The following is a 21,615-nucleotide window of genomic DNA, read 5'->3' on the forward strand; positions in this document are numbered from 1 at the left end:
AGCATGGTCTTGCAAGATCAAGAATTGAGTTTGCGCAACGCAGTGTCCGTTTCACAAGCGGGTTTGCAGGCGATCCATGCTGGCTCTGAGCAAATTGATATGGCGCCGCTGAAATCTGTGGATTCCGCTGCTGTGGCCGTTATGTTGGCTTGGCAGCGTCAGGCGCAATCATTAAATCGGCATTTGCAATTCATTAGCGTTCCTGCAAGCTTAATCAGTTTGATTTCTCTTTATGGTCTGACAGAATTCTTTGATGTTGTCGAAGTCGCCACAGACGAGCGACATTGATCCTCTCCAATCTAGACCAATTTGTCTATACAAGCGCCACTATAAAGCGTAACCCGTAATCAGACAAAATCCCCTATAATCGAAGGTTTTCACGGCATTTGTCGTGATCTTGTTTTGTATTCTTGTTTCGTCGTGAGCGAGCTCAGAGTTTGTTGGCAAACAAAATGCACAAGTCCAGATTATTTATTAACGAACCCTAAGTTCACAATCAATGCGCTAAAGCGCGAATGCCACATGGCCGCCATACAAATTAGCAATGTACAAAAATCTTATCAGTCTGCAGGCAAACCGCTGCAGGCTTTAGGTGGTGTTTCGCTCTCGATAGAAGAAGGCGAGTTTTTTGGTTTGCTCGGACCGAATGGTGCCGGTAAGACCACGCTTATCTCGATAATTGCGGGTTTAAATCGTGCTGATTCTGGACAAGTTTTAGTGCAGGGACACGATGTTGTGCGCGACTACCGTGCAGCACGTAGCAAGCTCGGCGTGGTACCGCAAGAATTGGTGTTCGATCCCTTCTTTACTGTGCGCGAAACGCTGCGTTTGCAATCCGGTTATTTTGGCATCAAGAACAATGATGCTTGGATTGATGAGGTCATGGAAAACCTCGACCTGACCAATAAAGCCGATGCGAATATGCGCGCTTTGTCCGGTGGTATGAAACGCCGGGTCTTAGTAGCTCAGGCACTCGTTCATAAACCTCCAGTCATTATTTTGGATGAGCCGACTGCAGGTGTCGATGTTGAATTACGTCAGACTTTATGGAAGTTTGTAGCGCGCTTAAATCGTGAGGGGCACACCATCGTTTTGACCACACATTATTTGGAAGAAGCTCAAGCTTTGTGTAATAGGGTTGCAATGCTGAAGGCGGGTAAAGTAGTTGCGCTCGATACCATGTCTGCCCTGATTAAGCGTATTTCAGGCTCACAGATGAAAGTGCAACTTACGCAAGGCGAATTGCCTGCTTCATTACACAACTTGATCATTGCTGCCGATACGCAAGCGGAAGCGAATAGTTTTGCGTTACGTATTACGAACTATGCTGAAGTTGAACCAATTCTGGCGAGTTTACGGAGCGCCGGTTGTGTGATTGAAGATCTGCATTTGCAACAAGCGGATTTGGAAGATGTATTCTTACAAATTATGGGTGGGGGGAATCCGCAATGATAGGCTTCCGCACCTTATTGTATAAAGAAGTTTTGCGTTTCTGGAAGGTCGCAACACAGACAATCACAGCGCCGATCATGACCGCCATGATGTATCTGCTGATTTTTGGCCAGGCCTTGGAAGGTCATGTCAAAGTGCATGGTGTGACTTACATGGCGTTTTTGATTCCTGGCCTGGTGATGATGAGCGTCTTGCAAAATGCGTTTGCGAATGCCTCTTCATCATTGATCCAATCAAAGATTACCGGCAATCTGGTGTTCATCATGTTGCCGCCGCTCTCACATTGGGAAATGTTTTTTGCCTACGTGCTAGCTGCCGTAGTACGCGGCCTTGCAGTCGGCTTAGGTGTGTTTGTGGTGACAGCCTGGTTTGCGCATCTGAGTTTTAGTGCACCTTTGTGGATTGCTTTATTCGCTTTGATGAGTGCATTCGTACTTGGTACTATGGGTCTGATCGTCGGTATTTGGGCAGAGAAATTTGATCAGTTGGCGGGCTTTCAAAATTTTGTGATTGTGCCCGCCACCTTTTTGTCAGGCGTGTTTTATTCGATTAATTCACTGCCGCCGATCTGGCAAACCATTTCGCATTTCAACCCGTTTTTCTACATGATTGACGGGTTTCGATATGGCTTTTCAGGACAATCGGATGTTGATCCTTTGCGTAGTTTGCTGATCGTGACGGCTTTCTTGATCGTGTTGACGGGCGTGGCAATGCAGATGTTGCGTAGTGGTTATAAGTTACGACACTGAATGCGCCATTGATACAATTCACTGACGTGACAAGAATAAATTTTAGAAAATTTTTTAGAAAGATTGATTGTGTTTCCTACACCAGACCAAATTAAAAATTACATCGCTTCCGGCTTGGAATGTACACATCTCGAAGTGGAAGGCGATGGTCAACATTTCACCGCCGTGATCGTTTCCCACGCCTTTGCTGGCAAGCGCTTGATTCAACGTCATCAACTCGTCTACGCCGCTTTAGGCGACCGGATGCGTGAAGAAATTCATGCTTTGTCGATGAAAACTTTAACGCCGGAAGAGTTTAAATAAACATGGATAAGTTACTGATTACAGGCGGCAATCGCTTGAATGGCGACGTCATTATTTCTGGTGCAAAGAATGCTGCGTTGCCGATTTTGTGTGCAGGTTTGCTCAGTGCCGGCGATGTGGTTTTACACAATGTACCTCACTTGCAAGACGTCGCTACGATGTTGAAGTTGCTTAAACAAATGGGCTTGCACGTCACTGAAGAGAATGGCGTCGTCACATTAAGCGGCGCAGCAATTGATAAGCTAGAAGCGCCTTACGATTTGGTAAAAACCATGCGCGCATCGATTCTCGTGCTTGGCCCTTTACTGGCACGTTTTGGCGAAGCGAAGGTATCTTTGCCGGGCGGTTGTGCAATTGGCTCACGTCCCGTTGATCAGCACATCAAAGGCTTGCAAGCTATGGGTGCCGAGATCAATATCGAAGCAGGTTATATCCACGCGAAAGCGAAACGTCTGCGTGGCGCACGCATTGTGACCGATATGATTACCGTTACAGGTACAGAAAACCTGTTGATGGCAGCGACTTTGGCGGAAGGCGAAACGGTTTTGGAAAACGCGGCGCGTGAGCCAGAAGTCACTGACTTGGCGAACTTGTTAGTCGCCATGGGCGCCAAGATTACTGGCATTGGTACTGATCGTTTAGTCATACAAGGCGTCGAAGCCTTGCACGGTGCGACACATACAGTGATTGCTGATCGCATAGAAACGGCAACTTTTCTTTGCGCGGTTGCAGCTACCGGCGGCGACCTGACTGTCAAAAATACGCGTAGTGATATTTTGGATGTGGCTTTAGATAAGTTGCGCGAGGCAGGTGTGATCATCACGACAGGCCCAGATTGGATACGCGCACAGATGAGCGGACGTCCAAAAGCAGTCGGTTTCCGTACGACCGAATATCCGGGCTTTCCAACTGATATGCAGGCGCAATTCATGGCCTTAGATTGCATAGCAAATGGCACCGCGCGCGTCACCGAAACGATTTTTGAAAATCGCTTCATGCATGTGCAAGAAATGAATCGTCTCGGCGCGCATATTGAAATTGATGGACATACGGCGATTGTGAGTGGCGTGGAAAAACTGATAGGCGCGCCAGTGATGGCAACCGATTTGCGGGCTTCTGCGTCTTTGGTCATCGCAGGTTTGGCTGCCCACGGCGAGACGTTGATTGACCGCATTTATCACTTGGATCGCGGCTATGACCGCATGGAAGTCAAGTTGTCTGCGGTAGGTGCGCAGATTCAACGCGTTAAATAAACTAGCAAACGAGCGAAACAATCGATATGAGTTCTCATCAACTAACTTTGGCCTTGTCCAAAGGTCGCATCTTTGAAGAAACCTTGCCGCTTTTGGAAGCTGCTGGCATCCACGTCACCGAAGATCCTGAAAAATCACGTAAGTTGATTTTAGCGACCAATGATCCGGATGTGCGGGTGATCATAGTTCGCGCTTCTGACGTACCGACTTATGTGCAATATGGTGCTGCAGATTTTGGTGTGGCGGGTAAAGATGTGTTGTTCGAACATGGCGGAGCAGGTTTGTATCAGCCTATCGATTTAGGGATTGCAAAATGCCGTATGTCGGTTGCTGTTTCGGTCGGGTTTGATTACGCAACCGCGGTGCGTCACGGTGCGCGCTTGCGTGTGGCAACTAAGTATACAGAAACGGCACGTCAGCATTTCGCCAGCAAAGGCGTACATATCGATTTGATTAAGTTGTATGGATCGATGGAATTAGCCCCATTGGTCGGCTTATCGGATGTGATCGTTGATTTGGTTAGCACTGGTAATACGCTGCGCGCGAATAACTTGGTCGAAGTCGAAGAGATCATGGATATCTCATCGCGTTTGGTGGTGAATCAAGCTGCATTGAAATTGAAACGTGAACGCTTGCAACCTATTTTGCAAGCCTTTGAGCGCGCTTCGGAGGGCAAATAATGTCTTCCTCCATGTCTTTTGCTACAGTGCTCACTCGCTTGGATTCTACACAAGCCGGGTTCGCACAAACCTTGCGCCAATTGTTGGCGTTTGAAGCGAGTGAAGACGCAGCGATTGATCAAAGTGTTGGCCAAATTTTGCAGGCAGTGAAAACCCGCGGTGATGCTGCGGTGCTCGAATATACACAGCGTTTTGATCGCTTAGCGACTGTCAGCGATATGCAAGCGCTGGAAATTCCACAGGCCGATTTGCATGCGGCGCTAGCCAGTATTTCGAGTGAGCGCCGCAGCGCATTAGAAGCTGCAGCGGAGCGTGTGCGTGCTTATCACGAAGTACAAAAGCGTGAGTGTGGTTCGGCTGGTTTTTCTTATACTGAAGCAGATGGCACAGTGCTCGGGCAGAAAGTCACGCCTTTAGATCGCGTCGGCATTTATGTGCCTGGCGGTAAAGCGGCTTATCCATCTTCTGTACTGATGAACGCGATTCCTGCCAAAGTCGCAGGCGTGCGCGAAATCATTATGGTGGTGCCAACTCCTGATGGTGTGCGTAATCCTTTGGTATTAGCCGCAGCAGCAATCGCTGGTGTTGATCGTGTATTCACTATCGGTGGCGCGCAAGCCGTCGCTGCTTTAGCATACGGCACGGACAGCATTCCGCAAGTTGATAAGATCGTTGGCCCAGGTAACGCCTATGTCGCGAATGCCAAGCGTCGTGTATTCGGGATGGTAGGTATCGATATGATAGCTGGGCCATCTGAAATCTTGGTGTTGTGCGATGGTACGACAGACCCGGATTGGGTGGCGATGGATTTGTTTTCGCAAGCAGAACACGATGAACTTGCACAGTCGATTTTATTGTGTCCTGATGCGGCCTACATCGATGCAGTTCATGCGAGTATCGATAAGCTGATTGCAACGATGCCACGTGCGGAAATTATTCGTACCTCATTGAAAGATCGGGGTGCCTTGATTAAGGTGCGTGATATGCAAGAGGCTTGCGATATCGCGAATGATATTGCGGCGGAACATTTGGAAATTTCCGCAGAAAATCCACAGCAATGGGCGGATCAAATTCGTCATGCTGGTGCGATGTTCCTCGGTCGTTTTTCATCCGAGTCTTTGGGCGATTACTGCGCTGGCCCGAATCATGTATTGCCGACTTCGCGTACTGCACGGTTTTCTTCACCGTTGGGTGTTTATGATTTTCAGAAGCGCTCTTCGATGATCCAAGTCAGCGAGCAGGGCGCGCAGACGCTAGGCAAAATCGCAGCGGAACTCGCGAATGGCGAAGGCCTGCCAGCGCACGCGCGTAGTGCTGAATTGCGTTTGAAGTAAGTATAAGAAAACGATGAAAATCAAAACCTATAACCGCAGAGGCGCAGAGAGCGAAGAGGAATGCATGAAGAATATCTCTGCGTTCTCTGCGCCTCTGCGGCTAGGTTGTTCTGTTCGTTCAAGCACATGAGCAGCTTCATCAATCAAATTTTCAATGAAGACGCCATCACCGGTTTGCAACGCATACCTGATGGCAGTATCGATTTGATTTTGACTGATCCACCCTACGGCTTGGGCAAGGATTACGGTAATGATTCGGATAAGCAAGAAGCGGCCGATTATTTGGCATGGACTGAGCGTTGGATAGACGCGGCGCTGCCTAAGCTCAAACCGACTGGATCATTGTATATCTTTTTGACCTGGCGCTATTCGCCGGAAATCTTTGTGATGCTGAAGCAGCGCATGACCATGATTAATGAAATCATTTGGGATAGACGCGTGCCATCGATGGGTGGTAGTACCCGCAGTTTTTCTTCTGTGCATGACACCATAGGATTGTTTGTGAAGTCGAAAAATTATTATTTCGATTTGGATGCAGTACGCATTCCCTATGATGCGGCGACCAAGAAAGCACGTTCGCGTTCTATCTTTGTGGGTGCGAAATGGTTGGAATTAGGTTACAACCCGAAAGACTTATGGAGCGTTTCGCGCCTGCACAAAGAAGATGCAGAGCGGGTTGAGCATCCTACGCAAAAACCTCTAGAAATTATTCAGCGCATGCTGCTAGCATCTTGTCCCGAAAATGGCGTAGTACTTGACCCGTTTATGGGCAGCGGAACCACCGCGATTGCAGCGCGACGTTGTGGTCGGCAATTTGTCGGCTTTGAATTAAATCCAGAATACTGCGCCATCATCGAAGCGCGTCTCCTATCGGCAGAGGCAGAATTACAAATTCTGAATAATCAACCGACCGAACCAGTGCGGGCTAAACCTGTGCTGGCTAAAGCAATGAAGGTAGGCAAGCGCACCAGCAAAACTAAATCTGTGCCTGCTAAGGCAAAAGCCAAAGTAGCGAAAACAACAGGTCGCAAAAAGAGCGCAGTAGCACTTGAAACTTGATTCCGGTTTGAACGAATATCCAAAATTATTCTTGAAAATTATTCACCGATTTTTAAAACGAGCAAAAGCCTCATGTCCTTAGTAGAAAATATTATCCGCGCTGATGTGCGCGCCTTGTCGGCTTATCACGTGCCAGACGCGACGGGTTTTCTGAAGCTCGATGCGATGGAGAACCCCTATACATTGACGCCCGAGCTTCAACAATTTCTTGCCAAACGTTTATCGGAAATTGACCTGAATCGTTATCCGGTGCCAAGTTACGCTGGTATTAAATCAGCGCTCAGCACGCATTTCGGCGTACCTGAGGGCTACGATCTGGTGCTGGGCAATGGCTCAGATGAGTTGATTGCGATGATCAGCATTGCCTGCGCAAAGCCGGGTGCAAAAGTGTTGGCACCTTTGCCCGGTTTTGTGATGTATGCGATGTCAGCCAAATTTGCAGGTATGGAATTTACCGGCGTGCCCCTCAATGCCGATTTCACCTTGGACAAAGCAGCGATGTTGTCAGCGATTGCAGAACATAGACCTGCAGTGACGTATTTGGCCTATCCGAATAATCCTACCGGTACTTTATTTGATGCAGCGGATATGGAGGAGATTATTCGTGCGGTTGGTGATTCAGGTGTGGTGATTGTTGATGAAGCGTATCAGCCATTTGCGCAGACCAGTTTTATGTCGCGTTTGCCAGAATTTTCGAATCTGGTTGTGATGCGCACTGTATCGAAATTAGGCTTGGCGGGAATCCGTTTGGGCTATATGTCAGCATCGGCAGAATTGCTCGAAGAATTCGATAAAGTCAGACCACCATATAACATCAATGTGTTGACCGAAGCAGCGATTACCTGCCTGCTCGAACACGCTGAAATTTTTGAGACGCAAGCAGCGCAGTTACGTGCTGAACGCAGTGAGTTGTCTAGTCAACTTTCAGCCTTGCCAGGAGTAGAAGTTTTCCCGTCAGCGGCGAATTTTTTGCTGATACGCGTGTCAAATAGCGCGAAAAGTGAGACTTATGGCAATGAAGTATTCACAAAATTGTTGGAACAAAAAATTTTAGTGAAAAATGTGGGTAAAATGCATGGTCTGCTGCAGAACTGTTTGCGTATTACCGTCAGCACACCAGAAGAGAACGCCTTATTTTTAAAAGCATTCACCTTAGCTTTAATGGCTTAAACTAAAAGCTAATAATCACCAGCCAAATTCATCATGCAACGTACAGCGCAAGTTACACGCAATACCAACGAAACCAAAATTCGTGTCGCCATCAATCTTGACGGCACAGGCAAGCAATCATTGAAAACCGGTGTGCCGTTTTTAGATCATATGCTGGATCAAATTGCTCGCCATGGTTTAATCGATTTGGATATCGAAGCCGATGGTGATTTGCATATCGATGCGCATCACACGGTGGAAGATGTTGGCATTACTTTGGGTCAGGCGTTTGCCATTGCAATCGGCGACAAAAAAGGGATACGTCGCTATGGCCACGCCTATGTGCCACTCGATGAAGCTCTTTCTCGAGTAGTGATTGATTTCTCTGGTCGTCCAGGCCTTGAATACCATGTTGACTTTAAGCGTTCTATGATAGGTTCATTCGATGTCGATTTGACCCATGAATTTTTTCAGGGTTTCGTCAATCATGCTTTGGTCTCTCTGCATATTGACAATCTGCGCGGCGAAAATGCGCATCATCAATGTGAAACTATTTTCAAAGCCTTTGGTCGCGCGCTGCGTATGGCGGCAGAATTAGACCAGCGCGCCTTGGGTACTATTCCATCCACTAAAGGTAGTCTATAAAAGAGCTTAAGTGCGATAGCAATGAATATGTCGCTGCGCACCTACAACACTTCACTATGTCTACTCTCTCACTGTTATGAATAAGATAGTTGTTGTCGATTACGGCATGGGCAACGTGCGTTCCGTCGCTCAGGCCTTTCGCGCAGTTGCACCCGAAGCGCAGATCTTGATCTCAGGTGATATCGCCGATATCCGATCTGCCGACAGGCTTGTTTTGCCAGGTCAAGGTGCTATGCCTGATTGCATGGGCTGTTTGCAGGAATCAGGTTTGCAAGACGCTATTTTGCAAGCCGCACGTGAAAAGCCTCTATTTGGTGTCTGTGTCGGTGAACAGATGTTATTTGACGTTAGTGCCGAAGGCAATACGCCTTGTTTAGGTTTGTTGCCAGGCAAGGTCGTGCGCTTTGATTTAAGCGGGCAATTGCAAGAAGATGGTTCCCGATATAAAGTGCCACAAATGGGTTGGAATCGCGTGCACCAATCGCAAGCACATCCGCTTTGGAATGGCATTGCTGATGACAGTTATTTTTATTTTGTGCATAGCTACTATGTTCAGCCAGAACAAGCACAAGATGTAGTCGGTACCACTGAATATGGTCAGGTATTTACTTCAGCGGTAGCGCGCGAGAATATTTTTGCAACGCAGTTTCACCCAGAAAAAAGCGCTGCTGCCGGACTGCAACTGTATAAAAATTTCGTACACTGGAATCCCTAGACCTTGATTTGTTGAACATACTGTCAAACTTATTGTCTGTCGTTTTACTCTATTTTTTATTTTTAATTACCCTATAAATTCATCATGCTGCTCATTCCTGCTATCGACCTGAAAGATGGTCACTGCGTACGTCTTAAACAAGGCGATATGGATCAAGCCACTGTATTCTCTGAAGAGCCCGCCGATATGGCGCGTCACTGGCTAGAACAAGGCGCACGTCGTCTGCATCTGGTGGATTTGAACGGCGCGTTCGCTGGCAAACCAAAAAATGAAGCAGCGATTAAAGCGATCATAAAAACCGTGCGCGAGTACGCAGAAGAAACCGATACCGAAGAAGTTCCAGTCCAATTGGGTGGTGGTATTCGTGATCTCGATACGATCGAGCGCTATTTGAATGCAGGTATTTCTTACATCATTATCGGTACTGCAGCAGTCAAGAGTCCAGGCTTCTTGGCAGATGCTTGTAGCGCTTTTCCAGGCCAAATTATCGTGGGCATCGATGCTAAGGATGGCAAAGTCGCTACTGATGGTTGGAGCAAAATGTCCGGTCACGATGTGATCGACCTGGCGCAGAAATTTGAAGGTTATGGCGTGGAAGCAATCATCTATACTGATATCGGTCGTGACGGTATGATGGGTGGTGTTAATATCGACGCTACAGTGAAATTGGCGCAGGCTGTCACAGTGCCAGTGATTGCTTCAGGAGGTGTGCACGTATTAGCCGATGTCGAAGCATTATGTGCAGTGCAAGATGAGGGTGTTGAGGGTGTGATTTGTGGTCGTTCAATTTACGAAGGCACTTTGGATTTGGCCAGTGCACAAGAGCGTGCCGATGAACTCAGTGGTGATCTCATCTACGAAGAAGACGAAGAATGACTTTAGCAAAACGGATTATTCCTTGCCTGGATGTGAATGCCGGGCGGGTAGTCAAAGGCGTCAATTTTTTAGAGTTGCGCGATGCTGGTGATCCGGTGGAAGTGGCGCGTCGTTACGATTTGCAAGGTGCGGATGAAATTACTTTCTTAGATATCACCGCGTCCTCTGATGACCGAGATTTGATTTTGCCTGTGATAGAAGCTGTTGCGTCACAAGTGTTTATTCCCTTAACCGTCGGTGGCGGTGTCCGGACTGTGGCTGATGTGCGGCGTTTGTTGAATGCGGGTGCGGATAAGGTTGGTATGAATACTTCTGCCGTCACGAATCCGCAATTAGTCGCAGATGCCGCGCATAAATATGGTTCGCAATGTATTGTGGTCGCGATTGATGCCAAAGCCGTAGCGCCTGGTAAGTGGGAAGTGTATACGCACGGTGGGCGCAATGCGACGGGCTTAGACGCAGTCGAATGGGCACGCAAAATGGCGCAATTGGGGGCTGGAGAAATTCTGCTGACGAGTATGGACAAAGATGGTACCCGTTCCGGTTTTGATCTGGCCTTAACCCGTGCGGTGTCGGATTCGATTGATATTCCAGTCATCGCATCGGGTGGTGTCGGTGGTCTACAGGATTTAGCCGATGGCATCAAGCTTGGTGGTGCCGATGCAGTGTTAGCAGCAAGTATTTTTCATTTTGGACAGCACACAGTGCAGGAAGCAAAACAGTTTATGGCGGCACAACATATACCAATGAGGTTAGCATGAGTTTTCGTTGGTTAAATAAAGTGAAATGGGATGAAGTCGGTCTGGTTCCGGTCATTGCGCAAGAAGTAGGCAGCAATGATGTGGTGATGTTCGCTTGGATGAATCGTGAAGCCCTGAGCCGCACAGTAGAAACTGGCGAAGCGGTGTACTGGAGTCGTTCGCGCAAAAAATTGTGGCACAAAGGCGAAGAATCGGGTCACGTACAAAAAGTGAAAGAAATCCGTTTAGATTGCGATGAAGATGTCATTCTTCTGAAAATTGAACAAGTGGAGGGCATCGCTTGTCATACGGGACGGCATTCTTGTTTCTTCCAAAAGTTCGAAGGCAATGTGGATGAAGGTGAATGGGTAACAGTCGATCCTGTGCTGAAAGATCCTGAAGCCATTTATAAGTAAGCAGCAGATAAATATGACTCAAGAATCGATATTGAATCAGTTGGCTGCCGTGATCGAAAGTCGTAAAGCGATCAATGGTGGCAATCCCGAAACTTCTTACGTCGCCAAATTGTTTCATAAAGGTGACGACGCGATCTTAAAAAAACTCGGCGAAGAAGCCACCGAAACTGTGATGGCGGCGAAAGATGCACGTGTTTCTGGCGATACTTCTGATTTGCTGTATGAATGCGCCGATCTCTGGTTTCATTCGCTTGTCATGTTGGCGCAGTATAATTTGCGCCCGCAGCAAGTTCTCGATGAATTAGCAAGGCGTGAAGGTATTTCTGGCATAGAAGAAAAAGCTTCTCGCAAAGATAATTAGTCTGACTTTTGCACTGTTTTTTGTAACAATTATTGAGTGGACTGTATGGATAACTGTATTTTTTGTAAAATCGTTGCCAAGCAAATTCCGGCTACTGTTTTGTATGAAGATGATGAATTGATGGCATTTAATGATATCAATCCTGCCGCACCTGTCCATTTTCTAATTATTCCCAAGAAGCATTTGTCGAGTTTGGCCGACGCAAAATCCGAAGATGCCGCATTGTTGGGTAAAATGCTTGAATTAGCACCTAAACTGGCGGCACAACAAGGCTGTGCGTATATTGAGCATGCGGATGGATCAAAGTCGGGCGGTTTTAAGACTGTTATCAATACAGGTCCAAATGGCGGTCAAATTGTTTATCACATGCATATGCATGTGATTGGTGGCGCCAAGTTGTAATTATTTTTTGCGATCATTCGCTTTATTTTTTATAGATTGATTTTTTGGCTCAGGCCTTGAAGGAAGTATGATGGGTTCATTTAGTATTTGGCATTGGTTGATCGTGTTGGTCGTTGTGGTTTTGGTGTTCGGCACTAAGAAGCTCGGCAATGTTGGTAGCGATTTGGGCAAGGCAGTCAAAGGTTTTAAAGACGGTATCAAAGGTGAAGAGGAAAAAACACCAAAAGCTGAAGAGCAAAAAACCATTGATGTCGAGGCAAAGGATAAGTCGACGCACTAATCTTAGGATAGTGCTAGAGTAGATTTATGATAGACCTCGGACTGACCAAACTCGCTTTAATTGGCGCAGTGGCTTTGATTGTGATTGGCCCCAAAGATTTACCCAAAGTTGCGCGCATGGCGGGCACCTTATTTGGTCGCGCGCAACGCTATATAAGCCAGGTGAAATCGGAAGTCAGTCGTGAAATCGAAATGGAAGAATTGCGCAAGATGCAGAAAGAAGTTGAATCGGCGGCGCAAAATTTCGAACAGGATATTAATAAAGAAGTTTCCGAGGCGCAGCAGGAGTTGAATGAGCTGGTGCAGCCAGAGTCGCATTCTAATTATTCTCCTTACGACTATTACACGGCACCCTCTAGTGATGCCATGATGGCTAAAGCGAAAAATTTCCGTCGCAGGAAAGTTGCAAAAACCTCGAATATTCCAAGCTGGTACAAAAGCCGTCATGGCCAGCGTAGCCAAGTCATTTCTGGTGCTGCCCGCATGGCGAAACATCGAGTCAATCGCAGTCCTTCATCGAGTTTTTTCTAAATGCTCTCAATAATTCATTTAAGGGCATGTCATGAGTGATAATAATTTCATGGGTATGCAAGAGTCTTTCATTTCGCACTTGGTCGAGTTGCGTGATCGACTGGTGAAAGCCTGTGCTGGCATTGCGCTAGTTTGTGCTGCCTTGTTCGCTTGGCCTGGACCCTCAGCTGTGTACGATATTTTGGCGCAGCCTATGGTGGCGGCTTTGCCAGCGGGTGCTAAGATGATTGCCACCGGGGTGATTTCTCCATTCTTGGTACCAATGAAGGTGACTTTATTGCTTGCATTTTTGATCGCTCTACCTTGGGTTTTGTACCAAGCTTGGGCCTTTATTGCTCCAGGATTGTATGCGCATGAGAAGCGCTTGGTAGCACCGCTGGTTATTTCATCCTCATTTTTGTTTGCTGCAGGCGTAGCCTTCTGCTACTTCTTTGTATTCGGGCGGGTCTTTAAATTTATTTCTGAATTCGCCCCAACTTCCATCACAGTCTCACCCGATATAGAAAACTATCTCGATTTTGTGATGTCAATGTGTTTGGCATTTGGATTGACCTTTGAAGTACCTATTGTGGTTGTCGTATTGGTGCGCACTGGTTTGTTAACTGTCGAGAAATTGAAAGCTATTCGTTCTTATGTCATCGTCGGTGCTTTTGTAATTGCGGCTGTCGTTACACCGCCTGACGTCGTAAGTCAGCTAGCGCTGGCTGTGCCGATGTGGATGTTGTTTGAATTGGGTTTGTTCGTGGCACCGATCTTTGTCAAAGCGACTCAGGCGCCACCAGAAGAATAAAACTGTCTAGCTGAATCTGGCTGCCCGTAACCAAGTGACTAAGGGCAGCGCCGATTTAAAGCCACTGACCAGCTGTTTGTGTACATCCTCGTACAACATGCCGTCTAGCTGGCATTCAGCCCACACCATCATGCTCTTTAATTTCAAATATTCGATTAGTGGATGCTCTGGGTTGTAACCCTTGGGTGGACGTATCAATTTGCCTTCTTCTTGTAAGTCGCCAAAACAAGTTTTTAAGGCTTTGTTCTTGATGACTTTATTAAATCCAGCGTCATCTTCAAGAATATGCTGACGGATGTTCTTCAAGCGATCTGACGGTGGCATGTACTCACCGACTGCAAACAATAAACGATTGTCTTGGCCTATTTGGAAATAATACGCAGGTCCACCGCCCTCGCTAGGCTTCTTGCGACCACTCGGCAATATTGAGGCAGAAAAATACGTTTTATACGGTGATTTATCTTTACCAAAGCGCACATCCCGGTTGATTCTGAATAAAGCTTTTTTGGGATCGCATTGTGCGATGGCGGGGTCTATTTTGCTGAGCTCTTGAATTAAGCGCGTCACCATCACTAAAAATTCCGCACGTAAAATATCGTAGCGTGGTTTGTTCATCACAAACCATGCACGGTTATTATTCTCGGATAATTCAAATAAGAAACGACTTAATTCTTGAACGTGCATGCGACTTCCCGTTTTGTGAGTTTTTTATTCTTCGAGTTTAAATGGTGGACGTTTACCGACATTGATGTCAAAGGAAATTTCATTGGATTGACGCAAGATTTTCAACTTCGCTTTTGAATTTGGCTTTAATGCCGCGATTTGATTCATCATCTCGCGGCTATTTTGAAATGGCTTACCATCAATCGCGATACAAATATCGCCAGGTTTCACGCCTGCCTGATCGGCTGGTCCACCACGCACGACCGCTGCAACGATAGAGCCTTTGGTTTGTTTGATATTGAAGCTTTCTGCCATTTCGGTAGTGATGTCTTCCGGACTAATGCCGAGGTAGCCACGTACCACCTGGCCGTCAGTAATAATCGCTTCCATCACCATTTTGATGGTTGATACTGGAATGGCAAAGCCGATACCAAGCGAACCACCGTTCTGAGAGTAAATCGCCGAATTAATGCCGAGTAAGTTGCCATTAGCATCGACCAGTGCGCCACCAGAATTGCCGGGGTTGACCGCGGCATCTGTTTGTATGAAATTTTCATAGGTGTTGATCCCTACGCTATTGCGTCCCAATGCTGACACTATGCCCATGGTGACGGTTTGCCCCACGCCAAAGGGATTGCCTATCGCCAGTACTACGTCGCCCACATTCGATTCTTCGGAGTGCCCTAAGGTGATCGTCGGCAAATCTTTTAAATCAATTTGCAATACTGCGAGATCAGTATCAGGATCAGTGCCTATCACTTTGGCAGTCGCTAGGCGACCATCAGCGAGTGCGACTTCAATTGCGCTGGCGCCTTGTATCACATGGTTATTTGTCAGAATATGTCCTTGCGGGCTCATAATCACGCCGGAGCCACTGCTGGAAGGGCGCTCTGATTTAGGACGAGCCTGCTCACCGAAAAAACGTTTAAAGAATGGATCGCTTAGTAAGGGATTATTGTTATTTGAATTACGGGTGGCACTGATATTGACTACAGAGGGCATGGCACGTTTTGCCGCTAAATGGTAAGAGCCAGCCGTCGCAATTTTGCTGCTGGGTGCTTCAATCAAAGTAGCGGAGGAAGTCAGACTGACATTCTTGTTGACGGAAAAACCTTGTTGTAACCAATTTGGCTTCAAGCTGGTTACAATAAACCACAATGCCAAACCGACAGTCACGGTTTGAGCAAATAATAGCCATAAACGACGCATGATGAGGACGGTATGTTAAGAAAGTCAGTAGAGAGGAATGTGCTTGCACAATTTCTGGTAAACGAATTGCAAGTTGCACGCTTCCGTGATTATTGCCCAAATGGGCTTCAGGTGGAAGGGCGACGTGAAATTAAGCGCATTATTAGCGGTGTGACTGCTTGTCAGGCGCTGCTGGATGAGGCAGTTCGTTTGCAGGCCGATGCGATCTTGGTGCATCACGGTTACTTTTGGCGCGGTGAAGATATGCGGGTTGTTGGGCAAAAGTTTCAACGACTGAAAACCTTGATCACAAATGATATCTCCTTGTTCGCATACCATTTGCCTCTAGATTCACATCCCATTATGGGGAATAACGCACAATTGGCGAAGTTATTTGGATTTGAAGTGACTGGGCGTTTTGGCGAAGATGATTTGGGATGGTTGGGGACGTGGACTGCAATGGCTACTGCGTCCGCCGCTGATGTGGCTGCCCATATTTCAAATAGACTAGGACGAGAGGCAATACTGATAGGCGATATCGATCAAGCAGTAACTACGATAGCCTGGTGCTCAGGTGCTGCACAGAATATGTTGAATGCTGCGATTGAAGCGGGAGCTAGTATCTTTGTGAGCGGTGAAATCTCAGAGCCTACCGTGCATCTGGCTCGAGAATCTAAAGTTGCTTATTTGGCCTGTGGGCACCATGCCAGCGAGCGTTATGGTGTCCAAGCCTTGGGGCAGTTTATTGCAGAGCAATTTGGAATAGAACATCAATTTGTCGATATTGCGAACCCTGTTTGAATTGATGAAAAAATGCCACCGGATTGGTGGCATTTTTGACTTGGTCCTGAATGCATTACGAAAGCATTTCGACACAAATTATTTTTTCAATGCATCACGAATTTCACGTAGCAACACCACATCTTCTGGTGTCGGTGCTGGCTCTGCTGGCACCGCAGCCGCGACAGCAGCATCTTTTTTCTTCATCAAATTAACTAAGCGTACCATTTGGAAAATAATGAAGGCGAGGATGATGAAATTCAACGAAATTGTCAAAAAATTACCGTATGCTAAAACCGCACCGGCTTTTTTTGCTTCCACTAGTGTCATACTGCTGGCTTGCCCATTGAGTGGCAGATAATAGTTGGCGAAATCTAAGCCGCCAAAAATCTTACCAATTACAGGCATTACGATGTCGCCCACTAATGAATCAACGATTTTACCGAAAGCAGCGCCGATAATCACACCCACTGCCAGATCAATTACATTGCCTTGTGCTGCAAAGCTCTTAAATTCTTGCATCATGCCCATAAAATTCCCCTAAATTGTCTAAATGGCTCAAATAGCTTAATTTTGCTGATTGAGTTGATAGTTGTAATTAATTTCTCGCCAATAAAATATGGTAAAACGGCAATATAGTAATCTGCAAATTCATAGATGTCTGCCAAATTATTGTCAAATCTTGTCAAGTGCAGGTTGATTTGTTGTTGTTAAGGTTTAATTTTTTAGAAGATTAAACAGATTTTCTAATATTTTCGGTTCAGTTTTGTGAAATTGTGAGGAAAAAAGCTGTAAATCGTCCTGCAGAGCATCTTTTTCTTTAAATCACCACTCAGCTCCTTTATAATTTAAGGTTGTAAGAAGTGTAGGGTCAATAGACTCTGGTGCTTCGTCAAGTTTTGATTTTTGATAGATTGGGGTTTGTATGAGTATCGAAAAGCAGGTCGATTCAGGCCGTCGCGGTCTACTCGTTGCAACATGTGCGGCAGGTGGCGCAGCAGGTTTGGCAACAGCAGGTGCGCTAGTGAGTACTTTTCAACCATCCGAGCGCGCAAAAGCGGCGGGTGCACCGGTGGAAGTGGATATTTCCAATTTAAAACCTGGTGAAATGAGTACGACAGAGTGGCGCGGCAAGCCAGTCTGGATTTTGAAGCGTACGCCAGAAATGATGGACAGTCTGAAAAAGACAGAAGATAAAGTCGCAGATCCAAAATCTGAAAAGCCATACACGATGGCAATGCCAGAGTATTGCGATAAACAAACACGTTCACGCAAAGAGCACAGCGATATCTTGGTGACGGTTGGTATTTGCTCTCACTTGGGTTGCTCACCAAGTTCGAAGTTCGCAGCAGGCGCTCAGCCTTCTTTGCCAGATGATTGGCAAGGTGGTTTCCTGTGTCCATGCCATGGTTCCACATTCGATCTGGCTGGTCGTGTATACAAAAACAAACCAGCACCACAAAATTTGGATGTGCCACCTCATATGTTTTTATCAGATACCAAAATCATCATCGGTAAAGATGAGAAAGGCGAGGCTTAATCATGGCATTTGTTGAGAAAAAACTCCCAGACGACGCACCAGTTCTGGACAAGGCCTTGAATTGGGTCGATTCCCGTTTTCCACTGACCAAATTGTGGAACGATCAATGGGGTCAATACTACGCACCGAAGAACTTTAACTTTTGGTACATCTTCGGCTCTTTGGCGATGTTGGTATTAGTTATTCAGATTGTTACCGGTATCTTCTTGGTGATGCATTACAAACCAGATGCGAATCTTGCGTTTGCTTCGGTAGAGTACATCATGCGTGAAGTGCCATCCGGTTGGTTAGTGCGTTATATGCACTCGACCGGCGCATCTGCCTTCTTTATCATCGTCTACTTGCACATGACCCGTGCGCTGCTCTACGGTTCATATCGTAAGCCACGTGAATTGATCTGGTTGTTCGGTTTTGCAATCTTCTTGTGCTTGATGGCTGAAGCTTTCTTCGGTTACCTCTTGCCATGGGGCCAAATGTCCTATTGGGGCGCACAGGTTATCGTTAACTTGTTCGGCGCTATCCCATTCATCGGCCCAGATTTGTCTTTGTGGATTCGTGGTGACTATGTGGTGTCAGATGCGACATTGAATCGCTTCTTCTCATTCCACGTTATCGCTATCCCTTTGGTATTGTTGGGCTTGGTTGTTGCTCACTTGATCGCTTTGCATGAAGTCGGTTCTAACAATCCAGACGGTATCGAAATCAAAGAAAACTTAGATGCAGATGGCCACCCGGTTGACGGCGTACCTTCACATCCTTACTACACTTTCCACGATATCTTCGGTGTAACGGTGTTCTTGACGATTTTCAGCGCGGTTGTATTCTTTGCTCCAGAAATGGGCGGCTACTTCCTCGAGTACAACAACTTTATTCCTGCGGATTCTTTGAAGACGCCACCGCATATTGCTCCAACGTGGTATTTCACGCCCTTCTACTCGATCTTGCGTGCAACAACGTCTGAGTTCTTGTATGTGGTTCAAGCCGGTGTGGCAGCTTATGTTGCATTGATTTGGTTGAAATCAAAACTGAACTTCATGGTCAAAGCGAGTATCGCAGTAGTTGCTTTATTGGCGATTATTGGCATGATGCCATTTGGTTTAGATGCAAAATTCTGGGGTGTTGTGCTGTTCGGCGGTTCTGTGGTGATCTTGGCGTTCTTACCTTGGTTGGATGTCTCCCCAGTAAAGTCGATTCGTTATCGTCCAGATTGGCACAAGTATGTGTATATCGTTTTCGGTATTTCGTTCGTAATCTTGGGTTACCTTGGCGTGCAAGCACCTTCTCCAGCGGGTGAGCGCGTGTCTCAGGTTTGTGCATTGATCTACTACGGCTTCTTCTTATTGATGCCATGGTGGAGCGCAATGGGTACGTTCAAACCAGTGCCAAAACGCGTGACGTTTGCTGCGCATTGATCAGATTAAGCGAGGAAGAATTAGCATGAAATTACTTAAAAAACTGATCGTTACTTTGGCATTCGCACCGGCGTTCGCTTTGGCTAACAGTGGTGGATATCCATTAGATCGCGCTCCAGATCGTTCAACGGATTTACCAGCGTTGCAAAACGGCGCCAAGCTGTTTGTTAACTATTGCTTGAATTGTCACTCTGCGGTTTCTATGCGTTACAACCGCTTACGTGATTTAGGTTTAACTGAAGATCAGATCAAGAGCAATTTGTTGTTCACGGGTGAAAAAGTCGGTGAATTGATGAAGACTAGTCTGAGCGCGAAAGACGCAAAAGAATGGTTTGGCGCAGTTCCACCAGATTTATCTGTAATCGCGAGGGCTAAAGCGTCGGCTGATGGCTCTGGTGCTGACTGGTTGTACACGTATTTGCGTACTTACTACAAAGATGATAGTCGTCCAACTGGCTGGAACAATATGTTGTTCCCAAATGTTGGTATGCCACACGCTTTGTGGGAATTGCAAGGTGTCCGGGCAGCTAAATTCGAAACAGTGGCAGATGCGCATGATAAGTCAAAAACAGAGCATAAATTTGCCGGTTTCGAAACAGTCACCGCAGGTAAATTGAGTGCAGTTGAATATGACAATGCGGTGGGCGACTTGGTCGCTTACTTGCAATGGATGGGCGAGCCAGCACAAAACAACCGTAAGCGCCTGGGTGTTTGGGTTGTGATGTTTATGGCATTGCTGGCGACATTGGCATGGCGCTTGAACGCTTCTTACTGGAAAGAAGTGAAGTAATAAGAACTTAGTAAAATCGTCGTCCATGTTATAAACATGGATGTGTTATTCCAGGGTGAGGTAGGCTAGGAAAAGCTACCTCGCCCTCATCGTTTTAAGGAACGCCAACAATGATGGTTCTCTATTCGGGTACTACTTGCCCATTCTCACAACGTTGCCGTTTGGTTTTGTTCGAAAAAGGCATGGACTTTGAAATCCGCGATGTCGATTTGTTCAATAAACCAGAAGATATCTCCACCATGAATCCTTATGGTCAGGTACCGATTTTGGTGGAACGTGAATTGATTCTGTATGAATCCAATATCATCAACGAATATATTGATGAGCGTTTTCCGCACCCACAATTGATGCCTGCAGATCCTTTGCAACGTGCTCGCGCGCGATTGATGCTGTTCAATTTTGAAAAAGAGTTATTTGTTCATGTTCACACTTTGGAAAATGAAAAGAATAGCTCTTCAGCCAAAGTATTGGACAAAGCGCGCGCAGAAATTCGTGATCGTTTGACGCAATTAGCGCCATTGTTTGTGAAGAACAAATACATGTTAGGTGAAGAGTTTTCGATGCTTGACGTGGCAGTTGCTCCATTGTTATGGCGCCTTGATCATTATGGTATTGATTTATCTAAAACAGCCGCGCCTTTGTTGAAATATGCAGAACGTATTTTCTCTCGCCCTGCATATATAGAAGCATTGACACCGTCTGAGAAAGTAATGCGCCGCTAATATGTCGCCTTATCCAACATGATTTTCCTTGGTGTCCATCATGTTGGATAGTTGAACTGAATTTTTACTTGAAAGTACGACCTGCTCATGTCAGAGATCTCGACAAAACCTTATTTGCTACGCGCTATTTATGAATGGTGCACGGATAACGGCTTTACGCCCTATATCTCGGTCAAGGTTAACGCTGCTGTGCAAGTTCCCATGGAATTTGTGCGCAAAGGAGAGATCGTACTAAACATTGCGTTTACTGCGACCAGCGGTTTGACAATGGATAATGATGCAGTGAAGTTCAAGGCGCGCTTTGGTGGTGTTTCGCGTGAGATCTACGTGCCTGTTGCGAACGTACAAGCCATCTTTGCCAGTGAGAATGGGCAGGGCATGGTGTTTGATCAGGTTGAAGTCGATGACGAACCGTTGCCGCAGCCAAACATAGAGCCTGCGAAGCCTGCTTTAGGATTAGCTTCCGTTTCAATACGTGAAGCAGATGCACTTGCAGATGCCGAAAAAAATCAGCTTCAAGAAAAAAATCAAAAAAAATCAGAAAAACCTTCCCTAAAAATCATAAAGTAGTCTATAATTTTGTTCTTCAAGATTCGTTGCAAAACAAAACGGATTGTAAAAAATCTTGATACGATTTTCGCCGGTTTAGCTCACTTGGTAGAGCAGTTGACTTGTAATCATCAGGTAGCCAGTTCGATTCCGGCAACCGGCACCAGTAGTACTAAGGGCTCACAGAGATGTGAGCCCTTTTTTATTGCCATGAAAATTAATTGCATACCGAATTTG

General features: G+C 46.4%; 28 protein-coding genes and 1 tRNA gene. 26 read left to right on the forward strand and 3 right to left on the reverse strand.

The window, feature by feature from the left end; translation table 11 throughout:
• Nucleotides 1-3 precede the first annotated feature (3 nt).
• The 19 genes from ACO0KZ_RS14880 to tatC all read left to right on the forward strand — a co-directional run bounded on the left by ACO0KZ_RS14880 (nt 4) and on the right by tatC (nt 13,734).
• The gene (locus tag ACO0KZ_RS14880; protein ID WP_422996541.1) at nt 4-288 is read left to right on the forward strand and encodes an STAS domain-containing protein; all 285 of its coding nucleotides are present in this window, start codon (nt 4-6) and stop codon (nt 286-288) included.
• Nucleotides 289-522: 234 nt separating this feature from the next.
• Nucleotides 523-1,452 carry an ABC transporter ATP-binding protein gene (locus ACO0KZ_RS14885; protein ID WP_422996543.1) on the forward strand — a complete coding sequence of 310 codons (930 nt, stop codon included), beginning with the start codon at nt 523-525 and terminating at the stop codon, nt 1,450-1,452.
• Nucleotides 1,449-2,201: an ABC transporter permease gene (locus tag ACO0KZ_RS14890; RefSeq protein ID WP_422996545.1), complete on the forward strand. Its 753-nt coding sequence runs from the start codon at nt 1,449-1,451 to the stop codon at nt 2,199-2,201. The genes ACO0KZ_RS14885 and ACO0KZ_RS14890 overlap by 4 nt, the downstream gene beginning before the upstream one ends.
• Before the next feature lie 69 nt (nt 2,202-2,270).
• Nucleotides 2,271-2,504 carry a BolA family protein gene (locus tag ACO0KZ_RS14895; RefSeq protein WP_395009281.1) on the forward strand — a complete coding sequence of 78 codons (234 nt, stop codon included), beginning with the start codon at nt 2,271-2,273 and terminating at the stop codon, nt 2,502-2,504.
• A 2-nt stretch (nt 2,505-2,506) separates the two neighbouring features.
• The gene (gene murA, locus ACO0KZ_RS14900) at nt 2,507-3,757 is read left to right on the forward strand and encodes a UDP-N-acetylglucosamine 1-carboxyvinyltransferase (protein WP_422996547.1); all 1,251 of its coding nucleotides are present in this window, start codon (nt 2,507-2,509) and stop codon (nt 3,755-3,757) included.
• Between the two features lie 26 nt (nt 3,758-3,783).
• Entirely contained in the window at nt 3,784-4,437 is a 654-nt protein-coding gene (hisG, locus tag ACO0KZ_RS14905) for an ATP phosphoribosyltransferase (RefSeq protein ID WP_422996549.1), read from the forward strand.
• Entirely contained in the window at nt 4,437-5,771 is a 1,335-nt protein-coding gene (gene hisD, locus ACO0KZ_RS14910; protein ID WP_422996551.1) for a histidinol dehydrogenase, read from the forward strand. Before hisG ends, hisD begins: the two co-directional genes overlap by 1 nt.
• Before the next feature lie 126 nt (nt 5,772-5,897).
• Nucleotides 5,898-6,830 carry a DNA-methyltransferase gene (locus ACO0KZ_RS14915; RefSeq protein ID WP_422996553.1) on the forward strand — a complete coding sequence of 311 codons (933 nt, stop codon included), beginning with the start codon at nt 5,898-5,900 and terminating at the stop codon, nt 6,828-6,830.
• Nucleotides 6,831-6,902: 72 nt separating this feature from the next.
• Nucleotides 6,903-8,000: a histidinol-phosphate transaminase gene (hisC, locus tag ACO0KZ_RS14920; protein ID WP_422996555.1), complete on the forward strand. Its 1,098-nt coding sequence runs from the start codon at nt 6,903-6,905 to the stop codon at nt 7,998-8,000.
• A gap of 33 nt (nt 8,001-8,033) precedes the next feature.
• Nucleotides 8,034-8,624, forward strand: a complete 591-nt coding sequence (hisB, locus tag ACO0KZ_RS14925) for an imidazoleglycerol-phosphate dehydratase HisB (RefSeq protein WP_186891067.1) — start codon at nt 8,034-8,036, stop codon at nt 8,622-8,624.
• Nucleotides 8,625-8,700: 76 nt separating this feature from the next.
• Entirely contained in the window at nt 8,701-9,339 is a 639-nt protein-coding gene (hisH, locus tag ACO0KZ_RS14930; RefSeq protein ID WP_422996557.1) for an imidazole glycerol phosphate synthase subunit HisH, read from the forward strand.
• 84 nt (nt 9,340-9,423) lie between these two features.
• Nucleotides 9,424-10,215 carry a 1-(5-phosphoribosyl)-5-[(5-phosphoribosylamino)methylideneamino]imidazole-4-carboxamide isomerase gene (gene hisA / locus ACO0KZ_RS14935; RefSeq protein ID WP_315468117.1) on the forward strand — a complete coding sequence of 264 codons (792 nt, stop codon included), beginning with the start codon at nt 9,424-9,426 and terminating at the stop codon, nt 10,213-10,215.
• Nucleotides 10,212-10,976: an imidazole glycerol phosphate synthase subunit HisF gene (gene hisF, locus ACO0KZ_RS14940; RefSeq protein WP_422996560.1), complete on the forward strand. Its 765-nt coding sequence runs from the start codon at nt 10,212-10,214 to the stop codon at nt 10,974-10,976. The genes hisA and hisF overlap by 4 nt, the downstream gene beginning before the upstream one ends.
• Nucleotides 10,973-11,371 carry a phosphoribosyl-AMP cyclohydrolase gene (gene hisI, locus ACO0KZ_RS14945; RefSeq protein WP_186940603.1) on the forward strand — a complete coding sequence of 133 codons (399 nt, stop codon included), beginning with the start codon at nt 10,973-10,975 and terminating at the stop codon, nt 11,369-11,371. Before hisF ends, hisI begins: the two co-directional genes overlap by 4 nt.
• Nucleotides 11,372-11,384: 13 nt before the next feature.
• The gene (locus ACO0KZ_RS14950; protein WP_422996562.1) at nt 11,385-11,732 is read left to right on the forward strand and encodes a phosphoribosyl-ATP diphosphatase; all 348 of its coding nucleotides are present in this window, start codon (nt 11,385-11,387) and stop codon (nt 11,730-11,732) included.
• 45 nt (nt 11,733-11,777) lie between these two features.
• The gene (locus tag ACO0KZ_RS14955) at nt 11,778-12,134 is read left to right on the forward strand and encodes a histidine triad nucleotide-binding protein (RefSeq protein ID WP_422996564.1); all 357 of its coding nucleotides are present in this window, start codon (nt 11,778-11,780) and stop codon (nt 12,132-12,134) included.
• Between the two features lie 70 nt (nt 12,135-12,204).
• Nucleotides 12,205-12,414: a Sec-independent protein translocase subunit TatA gene (gene tatA, locus ACO0KZ_RS14960; RefSeq protein ID WP_422996660.1), complete on the forward strand. Its 210-nt coding sequence runs from the start codon at nt 12,205-12,207 to the stop codon at nt 12,412-12,414.
• Between the two features lie 26 nt (nt 12,415-12,440).
• Nucleotides 12,441-12,944, forward strand: coding sequence for a Sec-independent protein translocase protein TatB (tatB, locus tag ACO0KZ_RS14965; protein WP_422996566.1), 504 nt, complete (start codon nt 12,441-12,443; stop codon nt 12,942-12,944).
• Nucleotides 12,945-12,975: 31 nt separating this feature from the next.
• A complete protein-coding gene (tatC, locus tag ACO0KZ_RS14970; RefSeq protein ID WP_422996568.1) occupies nt 12,976-13,734 on the forward strand; it encodes a twin-arginine translocase subunit TatC in 759 nt (252 codons plus the stop codon).
• A gap of 6 nt (nt 13,735-13,740) precedes the next feature.
• On the opposite strand, the gene ACO0KZ_RS14975 is transcribed toward tatC, so the two are convergent.
• Both ACO0KZ_RS14975 and ACO0KZ_RS14980 read right to left on the reverse strand, forming a co-directional pair.
• Nucleotides 13,741-14,418, reverse strand: a complete 678-nt coding sequence (locus tag ACO0KZ_RS14975; protein WP_422996570.1) for a DUF2461 domain-containing protein — start codon at nt 14,416-14,418, stop codon at nt 13,741-13,743.
• A 24-nt stretch (nt 14,419-14,442) separates the two neighbouring features.
• Nucleotides 14,443-15,606, reverse strand: coding sequence for a S1C family serine protease (locus ACO0KZ_RS14980; RefSeq protein ID WP_422996572.1), 1,164 nt, complete (start codon nt 15,604-15,606; stop codon nt 14,443-14,445).
• A gap of 12 nt (nt 15,607-15,618) precedes the next feature.
• Between ACO0KZ_RS14980 and ACO0KZ_RS14985 the strand changes: the two genes are divergently transcribed.
• A complete protein-coding gene (locus tag ACO0KZ_RS14985) occupies nt 15,619-16,386 on the forward strand; it encodes a Nif3-like dinuclear metal center hexameric protein (RefSeq protein WP_422996574.1) in 768 nt (255 codons plus the stop codon).
• A gap of 78 nt (nt 16,387-16,464) precedes the next feature.
• Here the strand turns inward: ACO0KZ_RS14985 and mscL are convergent, their stop codons facing one another.
• On the reverse strand, nt 16,465-16,896 hold the full coding sequence (gene mscL, locus ACO0KZ_RS14990; RefSeq protein WP_422996576.1) for a large conductance mechanosensitive channel protein MscL: 432 nt from the start codon (nt 16,894-16,896) through the stop codon (nt 16,465-16,467).
• A gap of 394 nt (nt 16,897-17,290) precedes the next feature.
• Between mscL and petA the strand changes: the two genes are divergently transcribed.
• The 6 genes from petA (at nt 17,291) to ACO0KZ_RS15020 (ending at nt 21,544) form a co-directional block, all read left to right on the forward strand.
• Complete coding sequence (gene petA, locus ACO0KZ_RS14995) at nt 17,291-17,905, forward strand: ubiquinol-cytochrome c reductase iron-sulfur subunit (RefSeq protein ID WP_422996578.1); 615 nt, start codon at nt 17,291-17,293, stop codon at nt 17,903-17,905.
• Complete coding sequence (locus tag ACO0KZ_RS15000; protein ID WP_422996662.1) at nt 17,905-19,317, forward strand: cytochrome b; 1,413 nt, start codon at nt 17,905-17,907, stop codon at nt 19,315-19,317. The genes petA and ACO0KZ_RS15000 overlap by 1 nt, the downstream gene beginning before the upstream one ends.
• Before the next feature lie 25 nt (nt 19,318-19,342).
• Entirely contained in the window at nt 19,343-20,107 is a 765-nt protein-coding gene (locus tag ACO0KZ_RS15005) for a cytochrome c1 (RefSeq protein WP_422996580.1), read from the forward strand.
• A gap of 110 nt (nt 20,108-20,217) precedes the next feature.
• The gene (locus ACO0KZ_RS15010) at nt 20,218-20,829 is read left to right on the forward strand and encodes a glutathione S-transferase N-terminal domain-containing protein (RefSeq protein ID WP_422996582.1); all 612 of its coding nucleotides are present in this window, start codon (nt 20,218-20,220) and stop codon (nt 20,827-20,829) included.
• Nucleotides 20,830-20,916: 87 nt separating this feature from the next.
• Complete coding sequence (locus ACO0KZ_RS15015; protein ID WP_422996584.1) at nt 20,917-21,399, forward strand: ClpXP protease specificity-enhancing factor; 483 nt, start codon at nt 20,917-20,919, stop codon at nt 21,397-21,399.
• 69 nt (nt 21,400-21,468) lie between these two features.
• Nucleotides 21,469-21,544: transfer RNA gene (locus ACO0KZ_RS15020), tRNA-Thr, on the forward strand.
• Nucleotides 21,545-21,615: the final 71 nt, after the last annotated feature.

This window comes from Undibacterium sp. Di24W, assembly GCF_049340325.1.
Classification (GTDB): domain Bacteria; phylum Pseudomonadota; class Gammaproteobacteria; order Burkholderiales; family Burkholderiaceae_D; genus Undibacterium.